The sequence below is a fragment of the Alteromonas australica genome (assembly GCF_000730385.1).
In the GTDB taxonomy this organism is placed as follows: domain Bacteria; phylum Pseudomonadota; class Gammaproteobacteria; order Enterobacterales; family Alteromonadaceae; genus Alteromonas; species Alteromonas australica.
Genome location: NZ_CP008849.1, coordinates 1,609,447 through 1,627,061, shown reverse-complemented (window position 1 = coordinate 1,627,061; position 17,615 = coordinate 1,609,447). Strand labels below are relative to the sequence as shown.

Below are 17,615 nucleotides of genomic sequence, written 5' to 3'. Positions count from 1 at the left end.
AGGGGAAAAAAATGGCAATTAGATGGAATGAAATGAAAATGAGCGGTACGATGCCACTAAATGTAAATAAAAAGTTAAGTGTATTTTCGCCGCCTTGTAGCCAACGAATTTGCTTTTTATCGTTCTTTTGATATGGATATTACATGCTCAGTATCTGGACTGTAGGTATTTTAGTTAGCTTGTATCTTGTGGCGCTATTTGCCCTTGCCTTTTGGGGCGATAAATACCTACGCGACAATCAGCAACATCCTATTTTGTACAGTTTAGGGTTGGGTGTGCACTGTACTTCCTGGGCATTCTTTGGCACCACATCACAAGCCGCTGAATACGGCTGGGCCATTATCCCCACTTATTTAGGTATTGTCCTGACTATGGCCTTTGCCTTTCCCGTACTCCTCAACATCAGTCGCTTATGCCAGCAACATAATATTAGCTCTTTGGCAGATTTAATTGCCATGAAATATCGCCATTCCCACTTAATTGCGGCGCTAATCACAGTGTTATGCTTTATTGGTGTCATTCCTTATATTGCCCTTCAACTTGATGCTATTACTAAGTCGATAAATTTGATCACGGCAGACACACAAAACAGTGGGCCAAAGGTAAGTATATACGTGGCAGCGTTAATGACCCTTTTCGCAATAATATTCGGCACTCGCTCACTAAACCTCACCGACAAACACCCTGGATTGCTGCTAACCATTGCTTTTGAATCCATTATCAAACTTTGCGCACTGTGTGCCATAGGTATTTTTGCCTGCTTCTATTTATTCGATGGGGTATTAGATTTAGTCGCGCATGCATCACGCGATCAGGCGGCAAACGAGGTGCTATATGCCGATCGTGCCCCTTGGGTGTATTTAACTCACGTCTTGCTCGGCGTGTGCTCAATGTTCGTGCTGCCGCGTCAATTTCAAATGAATTTTATCGAACAAAATGGGGAGGGTGAACTTCGTACAGCTCGTTGGCTGTTTCCCCTTTACTTACTGGGCATGACGGTGTTTTTACTGCCTATTGCACTGGCTGGAAAAATGTTGCTCCCCACTACCATGGCGTCGGACACGTATGTTATTGCTCTGCCACTTTACAGCAATAACCTTTATTTATCGGCGTTCGCCTTTATCGGCGGTTTATCTGCAACCACCAGTATGGTTATTGTGGCGACACTGGCGTTGGGGATTATGATAGCGAATAACTTGGTGACGCCCCTATGGCTAAAGGTCAGACTTAAACGCACGCCCAATCATACCATGCAGCCCACGAAAATTTTGGCGATCCGACGTTTGACCGTATTAGTGGTATTGTCTGTGGCGCTTTGGTATCACTTGAACATAAGCCAAGCCGCGCCCCTTGTTAAAAGTGGTGTAATTGCCATAGCGTTGCTGGCGCAATGCATGCCAGTTCTCATGTTTGGTCTTTATTGGAAAAAGAGTACGAAATGGGCGGCGATTTGCGCATTATTGAGCGGTCTAGGGTGTTGGTGTTATTTTCTTTTATATCCTAGCTTACTGTCGAGCTACTATTTTAACCCACCACCAAGTGATGCTGAACTTGGCTCAGGTTTCGTTTTCTCCTTGTTAGTTAATTGCACCACGTTCATCATTATTGCTTTACTCTCTCAACGAAACAAAAGCAGTGGGAAAGGACAAAAAGAATCGCAATCAATCCCGCCGTTTCTCTCTGTGAAAGTCCGAGACCTCATTACTCTCAGCCAGCGTGTGCTAGATAAGTCGTCTCATCAAAAACTGACTCAGCAACTGTCGGTAGATTTACATCAAGCCTTCGCTAACGGCTACGCTAGTCATGCTTTGGTAAATCGTGTTGAAAAGCTACTGGCCGCCCAAGTTGGCGCGCCTAGCGCGCGTATTTTACTTGGCGCAATTGCGGACACCGGCGGTGATACCCTGCCCGATTTAGTGGACTGGGTAGAAGAAGCGTCCCAGTCATTTCAGTTTAACCATGAGGTGCTTCAGTCTTCGGTTCAGAATATTGAGCAGGGTATTAGCGTGCTGGACGAAAAGCTTAGGCTATTAGCGTGGAATGATAGATACGTGCAGTTGTTCAACTACCCTAAGCACTTTTTAAAGGTGGGCATGCCCATTACTGACATTCTCAACTTTAATGCAAAACGAGGGCTATTCGGCGCACTTCATCAGCCTACAACCACGTTAAAACCAGCAGAAATATCGTTAGAAGAAAGTAATAGTAGTGCTCAAGCTGAGATAGAGAAACGTGTCGGTTATATGCTCAATGGCAGTCGCCATAAGTATGTGCGAAAGCAACCCGACGGCAAAGTGATTGAAATTAATGGCGCTCCACTTCCTGGAGGCGGCTATGTAACCACTTTTAGCGACATTACTGAGTACATTTCTATTCAGAAAGCCCTGGAAGGGGCAAAAAGTGATTTGGAAGCCAGAGTGGTGCAACGCACCTTAGAGCTGGAAACGGCAAAACAAGACGCGGTGAATGCAAATGAAAGTAAAACCAAATTTTTAGCGGCAGCGGGGCATGACCTAATGCAGCCTTTCAATGCAGCCAGCTTGTTTGCCGCGATGCTAAACAAAAAGACCGAGGGGAGTGAATTAGCTAGCTTATCCGAAGGCGTAGTGAATTCTCTGAACAATGCACAAACGCTCCTCTCCATGTTATTAGATATGACCAAGCTGGAATCTGGCATTTTAAAACCCCAGAAAACCACCTTCCCTCTTGATGATATTCTTTCTTCTCTGCAGCAAGAATTTGGGGTTATTGCTAGCCAAAAAGGAATCACACTGAATTATATTAAAACGCATGTCTGGGTGTATTCTGACAAAAATTTGTTACGCAGAGTCATTCAAAACTTAGTGTCTAACGCTGTGCGCTATACTCAGGAAGGTAAAATTCTGGTGGGTGTACGGCGGGGACGTCAGTCATACTTACAAGGCGATTCCCCTACTGTTAAAGTCAGTGTATACGATACTGGAATGGGCATAGCACCGCATCATCAACAGGACATCTTCGGTGAATTCCATCAGCTAGACAATAGCAAAACCAATGAAGGTATAGGCTTAGGTTTAACCATTGTCGATAAAGTATGCCGATTACTAGACCACAGTGTGGACATCACGTCTGAGCTTAACCGAGGTAGTTGTTTTAGCGTGTGTGTAGAAAGGGTGAGCAATAATGAAAGCGAACATAAACACGTTGTCACCTCCAATGAAACAACCTCGCTCTCCCAAACACCTAGCAGCCTAGATAAAGGCCAAAATTTCCTTTACAACAAACGCATAGTGTTGGTTGAAAATGACGAGCAAGTCGCGTTAGCAATGACACATTTACTTAGTGATTGGGGAGCACAGGTACATTGGCTAAAAGACAAAGGTGACGCAAGCCGTTTAACCGCACGGGATTACGACGTGTTAATTGCCGACTACCATTTAAACTTCGGTGAAACTGGATTTGAAGTGGCTGAGACGCTGGAGCGCCTCAATATTACCTTTTCATTTAAGTTACTGATCACGGCGAACAGAAGCATAGAAATACGAGAAGAGAGCGCGCAAAAAGGGTTCGCCTACTTACCCAAGCCGGTAAAACCATTAGCACTCAAACGCACCCTAAAACAGTATTAAATGAGGTTACTGCGGCACAGCAACATGCAACTTGCCTCTCTTGTAATCTAAGGTCACGATAAAATCTTTCAGAAGATCGTAGCCAATGAGGCCGACAACGCGTTTTCCGCCAATACGGCTGCCCGTTTGCTCGAACTGGCTCTCCAAATGGGTTTTTTGACCTTTTGCGGGAAAGCGTATTTGCACATCACTAATTTGATAGGGGCCGAACCGCACGGTTTCAGCTGTTGCGTATTCGTTTACGCCCATACTATTCGCGCCGAAAGACGCATTTGCTCCCTCTACATTTTCTAGTAAGCCCGCCTTGGATGCCGAACTGCGATCGATTAACACCGAGCCTGCATTTCCCGTATCTACGCGTAACCACATTGGCTTACCATTAATTTCGATTTGGGCAATCGGCATACCGCTACCTTTCTGGGTGACGGCTTTCACATTGGCCATTTCTCGCATATCAACTACATCACGAGTGAGTAACCGCATTTTTTTATTGGGATAATCTAACTGCACAATAAAGTTGGAAAAAAAGCCGGCCCCCAAAAGCATACCATTTGAATGATGACCTAAATTCCCTTCAACTAAACCGTCTAACTCAATAGGCAACCCAAAGATTTCCACTGCCACATTGTTGTACGCGTTTCTAGTTTCAACATCGTAAACCCCTTTAACGTTGACTTTGCTTCCTCTGTTCAATTCAAGTTGATGTTTACCTATAAACGCTTTATTTATACTGTTAATTTGCGCCCCTGAGTCCAACATTACACGGGTGGGGATCCCTTCTATGTTTACCGGAAAGAACACGTGACCATTGTCGAGAGTAAAATCGGTCCACTGAGATACAGCAGCGTTAGCGAAAGAGTAAAAAACAGAAGTGAGAAAAAAAGACAATACAAAGGTAGCTAGCTTCATAACGTTCCTTGTTTAACCTAACAATGTACAAATTTCGTTCGAAAACAATAACGTTAGCACAGCTTATTAGCCTGGGTCGAGTCACCTAGTGTAAAATTAAAAGAGGAAATGTCAGCATCGGGTCACTTAAATTTACACTACATCGTTATAATGGTGAGCTACTTACCCCTAATTCGTTAGCATGGCATTTTTAAATGCAATGCCCGCCTTAGTCCGATTGATGACACCCAACTTCTTTAATACCGCTGATACATGCTGCTTTACCGTAGACTCTGAAATAGCAAGTTCATAGGCAATTTGCTTGTTAAGCAGGCCGTCTGCCACCATCTGAAGCACCTTAAGTTGATGAGGCGTAAGCAGTTTCAATTTACTGGAAAATTCATTGCAAAAGTGCGTTTGTGTTTCATTATCCAGTAAGGCCGCAGTGGGTACCCACGTATTCCCTTCCAATACCGTTTCCACAGCATCAATAATACAATCTACCGACGCCGACTTTGGGACAAAGCCACTAGCGCCAAGGGCGATGGCCTTCTCAACGATAGTGGGCGACTCTTGTGCGGTGATGATCACCACTAACACATCAGGGAATTGAGCTTGAATTTCCACTAAGCCATTAAGCCCCTCAGTGCCCGGCATGGTCAAATCAAGAAACACCATTTCCACATCGGGATGGGCATGTAAACGTTGGAGCGTTTCTGGGTAACTCGACGCTTCTAGCAATTGAATATCCGGTAAGGTCCCTAAGGCATGGCACATAGCGGCTCGAAAAAGCGGATGATCGTCGGCAATAAGCATGTTAACTGACATGTAGCCACCCATTTGTAACTAATTTGTTAATATAATAATACCATGGTCTTACCAAGATGGATAAACAGAAATTAGGCAAACGCGCATTTTACTGAACAGAAACCTGTTTTCATAAGAATGCGCGCTGCGCTAATGCCTACTTACTCTAGATTAAAAGCGATAACCTACCGTAAGATGAACGGTTCGAGGGTCGCCGTAGTAACCTATCAGCGTGGTATCACCACCTAAACCCGGGCCGTAGTTTCCGTCTTCATCTCGGGTGACAAAGTCGTAGCCGCCAACCAGATATTCTTCGTCAGTAAGGTTTTTAACGTGGAGCCCGCCATACCAATTTCCACTAACACTTTCCCAACGGGCACTCAAATTAACCATGCCGTAGGCATCTTGCTGTATAAGATCGCTTGTTTCAAAAATAAGGTAGTCGTCGCGGTAGTAATAATTTGCATTAAATGTAATATCACCAAAGCTGGTCTCCAGCAGGTAATTTGCATTCAAATTAAAGGTATTTTCAGGGGTACTGGCTAAACCAATTAAGGGGGGAATCGCGTTGTTTTCCTTGATTTCAAAATCAATGTAGCCGTAAGCCACATCAAATTGAAGGTTGTCTGTGGCTACCCAGGTTAACTCCAACTCGGCCCCTTTTGCCGCCGTTTCAGCTGCATTTCTCAAGCGCTGATCTAGCGCTGTCGGGTCGGTCAAATCCCCTTCTACCCCTATGTACTGTCTGTCTTTATGGTCGTACGAAAACAAAGTAACATTCAGGCGAAGCGCGTCAGTCAGATCGCTTTTCATGCCCACTTCTATGCTGTCTACCACTTCGGGTTCTACACCAGGTTCATTGGTGGTTGCCCGGGGGTTGAAAGTACCTGACTTAAACCCTTGAGAATAACTGGCAAAAAACATCATATTGTCGTCAAATTGGTATTCCACGCCGACGCGAGGCGTAAACCGAGACCAACTTTCAACCGCAGGGGCATCAAGCACATCGTCACCATTGGCGTCTGCCCCGAGTACTTGAGGCACTAACTCGCCATCCGGGCGCACATAGCCGTCAACCCAATCAGAATAAGGATACACATTGGCGAAAACCAGCCCGTTATACACGGTAGCGGTTTTTTCTTCGTCAGTGAATCTAGCGCCAACGGATAGCGACAGTTTATCGGTAACATCATAATTTAGCTGCGTATAGGCGGCCCAACTTGTTGAGTTGTTGCAACCGGAGACTTCGCGGGTTAACCCCGTTGCCCCTAATGACACGCCTAACACCCCTAAAATAGCATCAAAGTTACCGCAGCTTTCGCCGTCATAGAAATAGAGGCCTGAAACAAGACTGAGTTGATCCCCGATATAGTTCGCCTGAATTTCATGGGTATCGTTGCTGTCGTCATATTCAGCTGGCACGTCAAATATAGGTAAGGGGGTGTTATCAAAATCGATGTTAGTTGGAGAGTAACTTTCTCGGTGTGAACCTATGTATTTAAGCTCTAAATTGTCAGACACTTGGTACCGCGCCAACCAATTGTACCCTTCCAACTCAACTTTATTCCACGTTGGCAAGCTGGTGTAGGAGTCGTATTTTGAGTCGGGTACAGGCGCATCGGTTAACAGGCTAGGTAGCAGTCGGTAACCCCCTTTTGCGTTTGAGGTGTCTTCGGTTTTATCCCAGCCAAACCTAAAGAAGAGCTGATCGCTTGGATGAATTTCTAACGTTACCCGCGCGGCCCACAAATCTTTATTGTAGTTTTCTTTATCCTGATTGGGCAGTGCACTGATTAAATATTCGCCAAACCCATCACGATTTAAATTTGCATACCCCACGCCCAGATACACGGTATCTTCGATTAGCGGAAACTGACCCGTTAGCTTTACATCTCGCTGACTGTAGCTACCAAGCGTAGCCTCAAGGTTCATTTGCATTTCACCCGTCATTTCCTGGGTGACGTATTTCACTGCGCCACCAATGGTATTTTTCCCATAAAGTGTTCCTTGGGGACCACGCAATACTTCTATTCGCTGCACATCGAGTAAGTCCAGTACCGCCCCTTGAGGCCGTGCGATATAGACATCATCTACATAAATTCCAACCCCCGGTTCGTAACCCCAAAGTGGGTCTTGCTGCCCTAAACCTCGAATAAATGCAGTAAGAGTAGAGTTGGTACCCCGGCTTGTCTGCAAGGTTGTATTTGGCGAAAACTGCTGTACTTCGGTGAGTACGCTAATGCCTTTTTCTCCCAGTTCCGCAGCACCAATTGACGTGATAGCCACGGGGGTTTCTTGTAGCGACTCCACGGTTTTACGCGCGGTAACCTCTATGCGCTCTAGCTTGCTGGTTTCTTGCGTGGTTTCCTCATCTGCTTGTTGTGCCTGCACAGGTGAAATCCATAGTCCTGTGGCCACTGCCATGGCACATAAAGTGAGAGAAGTATTAGGTAACCGCGCTGTACGGTTGCTGTGTGTGGTTAATGACATGAGTGAGTCCTTTTTTGTTTTACGTTGTTTTCACTGCCGGATGTTCTGCCTACGGTCAAAACCACTTTAGTTAAATATTTGTTAACAGTATGTAGTACCATCGTACTATGGGAATTTATATAAAGTCACGCCACACTCAGTGCTTAAGTTAAATACATATGTTTAATTTTCATTCGTTTAGAAAAGTCATTGGCTTGCTAAGCATTTACATACAACCCCATCAACTTAACTGTTCCGGATTATCTGCGGTCACAGATTCTTAAAGGAAAATAATTATGTTAAGTATGATTGGCCTGGTAGGCGGGCTGCTGTTGCTTATTGTATTAACCATTCGCGGGATGAATTTATTCATTGCTGCGCCACTTTGTGCGCTAGTGGTTGCCATCACCAATAATATTTCGGTGTTTAGCGGTGAGGTTAACTTTGTCGAAACTTATATGAACGGATTCTCAGGCTTTATTGCATCTTGGTTTTTTATGTTCTTGCTCGGTGCGCTTTTCGGCAAGTTTATGGAAGACACGGGGGCAGCTGAATCGGTTTCACGGTGGATAATTTCAAAAATTGGGTTTCAGCGTGCCGTGCTGGCAGTGGTATTGGCATGCGCCATTTTAACCTATGGTGGCGTGAGTGTATTCGTGGTCGCGTTTTCGGTATACCCTATGGCGGTAAGCTTATTTAAAGACGCCAATTTACCTCGGCGCTTTATACCCGCCGCAATGGCTTTTGGCTCTGTTACCTTTACCATGACATCGGCCGGGTCGCCCGAAATCCAAAATTGGATCCCCATCAAATACTTAGGTACCTCGCCTTTTGCGGCGTGGGAGGTCAGCCTTGTTGTCGCAGTATTTATGGCATGTTTCGGATATTGGTGGCTAGCCAAAATGATTCGCAAAGCGGTCGACAATGGTGAACAGTTTACCGCACGTGACACCGACCCCGAGCTGACAGCGCGCGCTCTGCCTCATCCGCTCACGGGTATAATACCGCTTGTGGTGGTGCTGGTGATATCTTTCTTATTTCATGAATCATTGGCACAATTAGCGTTAATATTGGCCTTGGGCGGCGGTGTACTGTGTTTATTGGCCATAAACTATTCCCACTTTCATAGCCTATCGATGGCTGTTAATACGGGAACCACTGGCGCGCTAATCGCCATCGGTAACACGGCGGCAGTGGTGGGGTTTGGCGCCATCGCTAAAAATACAGATGCCTTCCAACAAACCGTATCTCTTATGACACAAATTCCTGGCAACGAGCTTATTGGCGCCGCCATTGCCGTTAGCGTTATTGCCGGGTTAACAGGCAGTGCATCGGGCGGACAAGCCATCGCACTGCCCTTGGTTGCCCCTCATTATCTCGACCAGGGCGTAGAGCCTGAACAACTGCATCGCATTGTCTCAATATCATCGGGCGCACTGGATTCTCTTCCCCACAATGGCTATGTGGTAACCACCATTCGCGCCATTTGTCATGAAACCCATCAAGCCGCCTACTGGGCGGTAGGGGCACTGACCGTGGTGGTGCCGCTCATTGGGCTGGGTATGGCCATTGTATTATTCAGCATACTTTAAGGAGGTATAGCTATGTCGATTAAACAACGCACAGATTGCACACCGAGCCCCCATAACAAGAGGTTAGCTTGGTCGTTTTTCACCCAATGCGTTTGCCTTTTTATGCTAATAGCAATGCCACCCAGCCTTTTCGCTAAGCAGTTAGGTAACACCCAAAACACCGCCCCACTTCTCGTTAAAAAGCACGTGTTCACTATGGCTAACTTCTCCACCTTCGGTGGCAAGGTTATTGACGAAATAAACGTTGGATGGGAGGCGTATGGCAACCTTAATGAGAACAAAGATAATGTTATATTAATAACCCATTACTTTTCAGGGTCATCACATGCTGCGGGAAAATACACGCCAAGCGATGCCTCTGCCGGTTATTGGGACAGCATCATTGGTCCTCATAAGGCCATTGATACCAAAAAGTATTTTGTTGTCAGTGTTGATTCACTCGTTAACTTAAACGCCTACGATGACAATGTAATAACCACGGGGCCAGCATCGATAAACCCTCGCACGGGCAAAGTCTATGGATTGAGCTTTCCCGTCGTGACTATTCGCGATTTTGTTAATGTTCAAAAGGCATTGCTAGAAAGTTTAGGTATTAAAAAGCTTCACGCTGTTATTGGCCCATCGATGGGGTCGATGCAGGCCATTGATTGGGCTAGCGCTTACCCCGATTGGGTACCACGAATGATTTCTGTCATTGGCGCTGGAGAAAGCGACGCTTGGACAACCGCAAATCTCGCTCACTGGGCTACTCCCATAAAACTGGATAGCAAGTGGAACAAGGGGGATTACACGAGGGATAACGGCCCCACTGATGGTTTAACCGCGTCGCTTATGCTGATTACACAAAATGCCTTAACCCCTGAATTTTTCAATGCTCAAGGTGCTCAACTCGGGTTTCACAATACCGAAAGAGCGCCTCTTGAAAACATTAACCAATCGCACTCTATTGTTTCTTGGCTGGCATCCCGCGCGCGCGCTCGTAGTGCAAAGATGGATGCCAATCACCTTTTGTATTTAGTAAGAGCCTGCCAATTGTTTGTGGCGGGCCATCGGGAGACCCTGACTTCAGGTATGGAACAAATCACGGCAAAAACCCTCTTCATTCCGTCTTCATCAGATCTTTTATTGATGCCCTATTTATCAACATCCGCATACAGCGCGTTAAAAGACATGAATAAAGATACGTTTATTGATGAGTTACACGGGGATTTAGGCCATTTAGAGGGCGTGACCGGTATTCATGCTCAAGCCGAACGCATACGTGCTTTCTTAGAAAGCGAATAAAGAAAGGAATAGTCATGAAAGTAAACGCACCACTTTTAACTTCTCTTATTGCATTGTGGACGATGACACCTTCAAGTGTGGCACAAGACAACACGGTGCCGCCTCCACTTTCTCTTGATATGACAAACGTCACTGTGTCAGGACTTTCTTCTGGCGGGTATATGGCGACACAGTTTCACCTGGCCCACAGTGATTGGGTGACTGGCGTGGGCGTACTGGCAGCAGGCCCCTATTATTGTGCTCAAGGTGATATTACCCAAGCGCTGGCGAAGTGTGTTGACAAACTAGCGTCGCCCATTGATATCGTTGCGCTAAATAAACACGCTAAAACGTACGAAGAACAGGGAAAAATTGCGCCACTAGAAAACCTTCATGCCGCGAAAGTTTGGCTCTACCATGGAACCAAAGACACTCGCGTTATTCGCAAAGTGAGTGATCGCCTCTACGAACAATACCAAGCGTGGGTAGACGAAAACAACATAAAATACGTGAATGATAAGCCTACCGCGCACCTATTCCCTACGCAAAAAAACGGAGGCGATTGCCAAACATCAAAGGCACCTTATATTGGAAAGTGCAATTATGACGCTGCGGGCGCGATGCTTTCTCATTTGGTGGGCGATCTCAATTCGCCAGACGATCAGCTTTCGGGCGCACTTTACACCATTGATCAACACGCGTCTTCTGGAGGACACGCCAGCACATTAGCCAAAGAGGCTTTCGTTTATGTGCCGGAAAATTGTGCTAGTGGGGAGCCTTGTCGAGCACATATTAGTTTTCATGGCTGCAACCAATACGCCGATGCGGTGGGCAATGCCTATGTGACTCAAACGGGAATCAATACTTGGGCGGATGATAATAACATTGTTGTATTGTACCCGCAGACGAAAAAGTCGTTATTTATGCCGCTAAACCCCCAAGGATGTTGGGACTGGTGGGGCTACACCTCATCAGATTACGCTAACCGTGATGGCGAACAAATTAAAGCGGTAACCCAGATGCTGAAGTCGCTAAATCACGAAGGGGGAAGCGCACGTCATTTTGAGGCAGAAGGCGCCCAAATGAAGGAGACCCCAAATGAATAAACGCACAGTTTTCGTCACCGGTGGCGCTAGCGGTATTGGCTATGGCATCGCGAAGTCCATGGTGTTGAACGGCCATTATGTTGTTATCGCCGATATTAACGAGCACGCAGCACAAGAGGCGGTATCGCGGCTAATTAACGAGTGTGAGCAACAAGGTGTTGACTGTAGCGCCAACATACGTGCCGTTGCGGTAGATGTATGCGACGCCCAACGCGTTTCCGCCTTACCCGATAAATTAGGCGAGCTGCATGTCGATGTGCTTATTAACAATGCAGGCATTCAACACGTTGCTAAATTAGAAGACTTTCCAGCCCATAAATGGCAGCAACTTATCAATATTATGCTGGTGGGCCCCGCCTTATTGACTCAAACATTTTTACCCGCCATGCGTGAAAACAACTTTGGCCGCATAATCAATATTGGCTCTATTCACTCTCTTGTGGCGTCACCCTATAAGTCTGCCTATGTGTCGGCCAAACACGGGCTGCTCGGCTTCGCGAAAACCCTCGCGCTCGAAACCGGAAACAGCAACATCACCATTAACACCCTCTGCCCTGCCTACGTAAAAACCCCATTGGTGGAGCAACAAATCGCGGCGCAGGCAAAAGAAAATAACCTAACAGAAGACGACGTGATTAATAAAATCATGTTAGAACCTATGCCCAAAAAACAATTTGTTGAAATTGATGAATTGGCTGATACCGCTTTATTTTTAATGTCAGACAGTGCGCGTAATATTACTGCGCAAGCAATAGCACTGGATGGGGGCTGGACGGCGCGGTAATGCGTTTCTTTTGTTAAACACCTGTGCTAATGTCCAATCCATTGGAAATGAAGGACATTAGCACTGTATGCCCTATCAAACCGTTGCTCTAATTGGAAAACCTCAACACGCGGCTACCCACGATAGCCTAAATATACTCGCCGATTATCTACTTGAAAAAGGCTGTAAATTGCTGGTGGAAGAAAGTATAGCTAAAGAGCTAGACACAGATAACCTACAAAGCTGTAACCTCGTCACGATTGGCAAAGAGGCCGACTTAGCCGTGGTGGTGGGCGGCGATGGCAGCATGCTAGGTGCTGCCCGCGTATTAGCCCGCTTCGACATACATGTTGTAGGTGTAAATCGTGGCAATCTTGGCTTTTTGACCGATATACATCCAGATGAAATAAGTCAGCAACTCGACTTAATCTTTGCCGGACAATGCGTGGTTGAAGAACGGTTTCTTTTAGAAGTCGGCGTTTATCGCCATGAAAAGCTGAAAAGTAATAACGCGGCAGTGAATGAAGTGGTGCTGCATCATGGCAAAGTTGCGCACATGATGGAATTTGAAATTTACATTGATGATCAATTTGTGTTTAGTCAACGAAGCGACGGCCTCATTGTTGCCACGCCCACGGGTTCAACCGCCTATTCATTGTCGGCTGGCGGCCCTATCATTATGCCAAAGCTCGACGCGCTAACCTTAGTTCCTATGTTTCCGCATACGCTTAGCAGTCGCCCCATTGTGGTAGACGCTGATAGCCAAGTTTCAATGAAAGTGTCGAAAGTGAATAGTGACTCCCTTCAGGTAAGTTGCGACAGCCATATTGTACTGCCCGTTCTCCCCGGCGACGAAATTCGCATTAATAAGGGCGCAGACAAATTGCACTTAGTCCATCCAAAGGGTTACAGCTATTTCAACGTTCTACGTAAAAAACTGGGATGGGGAAGTAAACTTTATTAAAGCACACTGAGTCTCCCGCCTAAGTTCCAGACGGGTGACTCTGCATTTATTACACGCCCCATTACAAAACTCCGTACCTTTTTCTCAAAATCTATCACATTGAAATCTAAAGATTTTTTTATACATCACCAATTTCCCTTTCATATCGGTAACTTACCCTTTTTTTAAGTTAGTCGGCATATGGGTTGCACCCTGCTAAGTAAGATTCTTACACACAAAATTGTGAACGTTACCTGCGTCTGTCGTCGGCAAGGTCGCTTTCATTAGCACAGGCCTGCTCGCGAAATAATAGATCGCGACGCTGGACGAAATAGCGGTTTTGTGTGGAACAATAATCGATATATAGGAGATGTTATGAGTAACAGTGAAATTAAATTTACTGCCCCAGGTATGGACAACGAAACCGCATCAAAAACTATCGAGGTTCTTGAGAAGCGCCTAGTGGCGCTGCTTGATCTTCAACTTACCTTAAAACACATTCACTGGAATGTAGTGGGCCCTAATTTTATCGGCGTCCACGAAATGCTAGACCCTCAAGTAGACGCTGTTAGAGGAATGACAGATACCATTGCAGAGCGCATAGCCACCCTAGGCGGGGTGCCTAAGGGCACACCTAAGGCTATCGTAGAAGGTCGAAGTTGGGAAGATTACAGTCTAGGCAAGGGATTAGTACTCGATCACTTAAAAGCGCTGGATAAAGTTTATGAGGGCGTTAATGGTGATCATAGAACTGCCATTGAGCGTCTTGGCGACATTGACCCCGTTTCTGAAGATATGGTGACGGGTCAACTGGCTGATTTAGAGCAATTTCAGTGGTTTGTTCGCGCGCACATTGAGTCTGGCAGCGGCGAATTGAGTCAATAATCAAAAGACGAAAAAGCAACGTCGTTTGGAAGCGGAAACCTATGGTTTCCGCTTTCTATTACGTATTCCAATCACGAATATTTAGCGGAGACAAACGGTGCTAAACCGCACTATTCTTCACCGCTTAAGATAGCAATTATCTTTATTTTCCGTCATCATTCCCCCACCTTTCTACATTTTAGTTAGATGATTCTCACTGTATGTTATATCACCTTCTTGGAACGCTAAGTGCCTGTGCATTTTTACTAACTTGGTATGGGCTTGCGCATCAATGGCTAGTGATAGAACGAAAAAAAAGAGAAATAGGAAAGGCAACGGCGAGCCTATCGACTAACCAATTTGCCTCTAGTTTTTTCGCATTTTACGCTAACTTTATATTCGGCATCGCGATTAGCCCCTTTAATCACTACTTGGTATGGACCCGACTCGGCGCCTTAATCTTAATTTTGCTTATTCTTTTTAGAATATGGCAAGACAGGCATAACCGCACTGTAAAATGGGTATTTATAACTGCCCTATGCGCATTAACGCTAGGCTTAGTTTCTATGCTTTTTCGACCCTATGAAGGTATTGCACAACTTGGCGCAAATGGCTTGATGCTTGTTGTTACAGCGATTCTTGTTCAAGGTACCCTGCATCAATGGTTAACGTTACGGCGAGCTAATACTGTAGGAACTTTATCTAGCCATCTATTTCGCAGTATATTAATTAAAGACCTGACAACGCTGGCCTTTGCACTAACAATGCCGATAAGTATAGCTTGGCCATTACTGGTGCTTAATGGCGCAAGTGTTGTGACACGAGGCGGGCTGCTTATTCAAATGGAAATAATGAAAAGAGAGCCGCAGTGAAACGTCAATCACTCCCCCTTTGTGCAAAATTTTTTCTCTATTGTTATTACATAGCAATTAACTAACTCATTGATCTTAAAAGCGCTCATTAAATAATCGCTTTAACTTGCTATCACAGCCTAACGCTTTTTACTTTACATTGGCGAAATACTGTATATATTTACACGTACTGTATATATCATCATGTTCAACGTTTGCGAGTGTGGTTATGTTAGCGCATCTTTCTATTTCAAATTTTGCCGTTGTCAAACAGTTATCTGTACAACTAGAGAATGGCTTAACCGCCATCACAGGTGAAACCGGTGCAGGTAAATCAATTGCTATTGATGCCTTAAGCTTATGTCTGGGTGAAAGAGCCGACGCTAATGCGGTGCGCAAAGGGGCAGCAAAAGCAGAAATTATTGCCCATTTTTCGCTAACCGATAACCATAAAGCAAAACATTTCCTTAACGAGCATGAACTCACTTCTGACGAAGATGAAAACAGCTGCTTTATTCGACGTATTATTTCAAAAGAAGGGCGCTCTAAAGCCTTTATCAACGGGGTGCCTGCCTCGCTTCAACAGCTTAAAGGCTTGGGTCAATCTTTGTTGGCTATTCACGGCCAAAATACCCATTTACAGCTGCTTAAGGAAGATTATCAACGTCAATTAGTGGATAGTTTTGCGTCGCACTCCTCCTTGCTTAGTGAAGTAAAAAGTACATTTTCTCAGTGGAAACAAAAGCAAAACACCCTGACAACGCTTAAAGCGCAGGCACAGCAAAGGGAGGATCGCCTGCAGTTATTAACTTACCAAGTCAAAGAGCTGGATGAATTTGCCTTAGAGCAAGGAGAGTTTGAAGAGCTTGAAATAGAGCATAAGCGATTAAGCAACGGCCAAAGTTTACTCGAACAAGCTCAAACCAGTGTGTACAACTTGTATGAAAGTGACGAAGGGAATGCCCTTTCAGTCATTCAAAATAGTATTGAAAGGTTAGGCGAATTAGAAGCGCACGATGCAACCTTAACGCCTATCATATCCATGTTAAACGATGCTTCAATTCAAATTGAAGAAGCCGCCAGTGAATTAAGAAGTTATTGCGATCAATTGGAAATTGATCCCTTACGCCTTCAGCAGGTTGAAGCTAGGTACGCAAAAGCCATGGAGCTTGCGCGTAAACACGCTGTCATGCCTGAGGCGTTGTTTTCTCATCACCAATCCCTAGTCAGTGAGTTTACTGCGCTGGGTGAACAAGAGACTTTGCTAGGTACGCTGGAATTAGAGGTTGAGCAAAGCCACAGCGCTTATCTCCTGGCCACCAAAAAGCTCTCAGAAAGCCGGTCTATAGCTGCATCGAAGTTAGCCAGTGCAATTGAAGCACAAATTCAACAAATGAATATGCCCCATGCAAAAGTGAATATCGGCGTTGAATACGATGAACTGAAAAAACCGGTGAGTTATGGCCTCGATACTGTGCAATTTAACGTGTCTACCAACCCTGGCCAGGAAACAGACAAATTAGAAAAAGTGGTCTCAGGAGGCGAACTGTCACGCATTGGTTTGGCAATTCAGGTTATAGCAAGTGATAACCATGCGACGCCGACGATGATTTTCGATGAAGTGGATACCGGTATTAGCGGCCCCACGGCGTCTATTGTAGGTGGTTTATTAAGACGCTTAGGAAAGGCTCACCAGGTCATGTGTGTGACACATTTACCTCAAGTTGCAGCACAAGCGCACAATCAGCTTTTCGTCACCAAGTTAACCGATGGTGAAAGTACAGAAACTCAAATGCTAGCCCTTACAAAGCAAGACAGGATAGACGAACTGGCTCGCCTATTGGCTGGTGACAAAGTCACCAAATCAGCCTTAGCGAACGCAAAAGAGCTACTTAAAAGCGCATCATCGAACTAAAATGCAGTTGATTGGTCATAGTTGTCAATGTAGCATGCCTTCGCGCTTGCAATAAAATAGCTTAGGTTTTAGATTTTTATAAACCTTTAGGCACTAACAAAGGCAATACTGGACTTAAAAACGCATGAAGTTGCAACATCTTTTAGTAATACTTGGCATTACCCTAACCTCTACCGCTTGTACGAACTGGATCTATCGCATTGATGTCCCTCAAGGGAACTTCCTTGATGAGCGGGACGTTAAAAAACTACGCGTAGGCATGACGAAAGAGCAAGTCAAATATGTACTGGGAAACCCGGTGGTTAAAGACTCTTTTGATGATGACACTTGGTATTATGTGTATGACATGAAAAGAGGTATGAGAAAGCGTGGGGAAGATTTTCAAAAACAAATGACCATTAATTTCGTCGATAACAAAGTAGATACCGTAGAAGGTGACTTTGAACTATCTGAAGAATTTAACGTCCCTCTAGACAACTAACATAAACGATGAGGCAGTTAACTTAACTGCCTTTTTTGTGCTCTACCGTTTTACTACATCACAGT

13 protein-coding genes are annotated in these 17,615 nt (G+C 45.3%); 10 read left to right on the top strand and 3 right to left on the bottom strand.

The annotated features are described in order from the left end of the window. Positions 1–143: 143 nt before the first annotated feature. On the top strand, positions 144–3,608 hold the full coding sequence (locus tag EP13_RS07210; protein WP_044056710.1) for a PAS domain-containing hybrid sensor histidine kinase/response regulator: 3,465 nt from the start codon (positions 144–146) through the stop codon (positions 3,606–3,608). Between the two features lie 6 nt (positions 3,609–3,614). Here the strand turns inward: EP13_RS07210 and EP13_RS07205 are convergent, their stop codons facing one another. The 3 genes from EP13_RS07205 to EP13_RS07195 form a co-directional block, all read right to left on the bottom strand. Continuing rightward, complete coding sequence (locus tag EP13_RS07205; RefSeq protein WP_044056709.1) at positions 3,615–4,517, bottom strand: aspartyl protease family protein; 903 nt, start codon at positions 4,515–4,517, stop codon at positions 3,615–3,617. Between the two features lie 168 nt (positions 4,518–4,685). Continuing rightward, a complete protein-coding gene (locus EP13_RS07200) occupies positions 4,686–5,324 on the bottom strand; it encodes a response regulator transcription factor (RefSeq protein ID WP_044058815.1) in 639 nt (212 codons plus the stop codon). Between the two features lie 150 nt (positions 5,325–5,474). Then, positions 5,475–7,793, bottom strand: a complete 2,319-nt coding sequence (locus EP13_RS07195) for a TonB-dependent receptor (protein ID WP_044056708.1) — start codon at positions 7,791–7,793, stop codon at positions 5,475–5,477. 275 nt (positions 7,794–8,068) lie between these two features. Between EP13_RS07195 and EP13_RS07190 the strand changes: the two genes are divergently transcribed. The 9 genes from EP13_RS07190 (at position 8,069) to EP13_RS07150 (ending at position 17,550) form a co-directional block, all read left to right on the top strand. Next, entirely contained in the window at positions 8,069–9,364 is a 1,296-nt protein-coding gene (locus EP13_RS07190; RefSeq protein WP_044056707.1) for a GntP family permease, read from the top strand. A 114-nt stretch (positions 9,365–9,478) separates the two neighbouring features. After that, positions 9,479–10,648, top strand: coding sequence for an E22 family MetX-like putative esterase (locus EP13_RS07185; protein WP_231497954.1), 1,170 nt, complete (start codon positions 9,479–9,481; stop codon positions 10,646–10,648). Between the two features lie 14 nt (positions 10,649–10,662). Further along, a complete protein-coding gene (locus EP13_RS07180) occupies positions 10,663–11,733 on the top strand; it encodes an extracellular catalytic domain type 2 short-chain-length polyhydroxyalkanoate depolymerase (protein WP_081869466.1) in 1,071 nt (356 codons plus the stop codon). Further along, positions 11,726–12,517, top strand: a complete 792-nt coding sequence (locus EP13_RS07175; protein ID WP_044056706.1) for a 3-hydroxybutyrate dehydrogenase — start codon at positions 11,726–11,728, stop codon at positions 12,515–12,517. Before EP13_RS07180 ends, EP13_RS07175 begins: the two co-directional genes overlap by 8 nt. Positions 12,518–12,584: 67 nt before the next feature. Then, positions 12,585–13,460, top strand: a complete 876-nt coding sequence (nadK, locus tag EP13_RS07170; RefSeq protein WP_044056705.1) for an NAD(+) kinase — start codon at positions 12,585–12,587, stop codon at positions 13,458–13,460. 354 nt (positions 13,461–13,814) lie between these two features. After that, positions 13,815–14,324: a DNA starvation/stationary phase protection protein Dps gene (gene dps / locus EP13_RS07165; protein ID WP_044056704.1), complete on the top strand. Its 510-nt coding sequence runs from the start codon at positions 13,815–13,817 to the stop codon at positions 14,322–14,324. Positions 14,325–14,524: 200 nt separating this feature from the next. Continuing rightward, on the top strand, positions 14,525–15,175 hold the full coding sequence (locus EP13_RS07160; protein WP_044056703.1) for a hypothetical protein: 651 nt from the start codon (positions 14,525–14,527) through the stop codon (positions 15,173–15,175). Between the two features lie 208 nt (positions 15,176–15,383). Next, a complete protein-coding gene (gene recN, locus EP13_RS07155) occupies positions 15,384–17,069 on the top strand; it encodes a DNA repair protein RecN (protein WP_044056702.1) in 1,686 nt (561 codons plus the stop codon). Positions 17,070–17,193: 124 nt separating this feature from the next. After that, positions 17,194–17,550, top strand: coding sequence for an outer membrane protein assembly factor BamE (locus tag EP13_RS07150; RefSeq protein WP_044056701.1), 357 nt, complete (start codon positions 17,194–17,196; stop codon positions 17,548–17,550). Positions 17,551–17,615: the final 65 nt, after the last annotated feature.

Excerpts from the sequence above, each read along its gene's own strand:
- EP13_RS07210 (WP_044056710.1), top strand. The coding sequence starts at position 144 with ATGCTCAGTATCTGGACTGTAGGTATTTTAGTTAGCTTGTATCTTGTG.
- EP13_RS07205 (WP_044056709.1), bottom strand. The coding sequence starts at position 4,517 with ATGAAGCTAGCTACCTTTGTATTGTCTTTTTTTCTCACTTCTGTTTTT.
- EP13_RS07200 (WP_044058815.1), bottom strand. The coding sequence starts at position 5,324 with ATGTCAGTTAACATGCTTATTGCCGACGATCATCCGCTTTTTCGAGCC.
- EP13_RS07195 (WP_044056708.1), bottom strand. The coding sequence starts at position 7,793 with ATGTCATTAACCACACACAGCAACCGTACAGCGCGGTTACCTAATACT.
- EP13_RS07190 (WP_044056707.1), top strand. The coding sequence starts at position 8,069 with ATGTTAAGTATGATTGGCCTGGTAGGCGGGCTGCTGTTGCTTATTGTA.
- EP13_RS07185 (WP_231497954.1), top strand. The coding sequence starts at position 9,479 with ATGCCACCCAGCCTTTTCGCTAAGCAGTTAGGTAACACCCAAAACACC.
- EP13_RS07180 (WP_081869466.1), top strand. The coding sequence starts at position 10,663 with ATGAAAGTAAACGCACCACTTTTAACTTCTCTTATTGCATTGTGGACG.
- EP13_RS07175 (WP_044056706.1), top strand. The coding sequence starts at position 11,726 with ATGAATAAACGCACAGTTTTCGTCACCGGTGGCGCTAGCGGTATTGGC.
- nadK (WP_044056705.1), top strand. The coding sequence starts at position 12,585 with ATGCCCTATCAAACCGTTGCTCTAATTGGAAAACCTCAACACGCGGCT.
- dps (WP_044056704.1), top strand. The coding sequence starts at position 13,815 with ATGAGTAACAGTGAAATTAAATTTACTGCCCCAGGTATGGACAACGAA.
- EP13_RS07160 (WP_044056703.1), top strand. The coding sequence starts at position 14,525 with ATGTTATATCACCTTCTTGGAACGCTAAGTGCCTGTGCATTTTTACTA.
- recN (WP_044056702.1), top strand. The coding sequence starts at position 15,384 with ATGTTAGCGCATCTTTCTATTTCAAATTTTGCCGTTGTCAAACAGTTA.
- EP13_RS07150 (WP_044056701.1), top strand. The coding sequence starts at position 17,194 with ATGAAGTTGCAACATCTTTTAGTAATACTTGGCATTACCCTAACCTCT.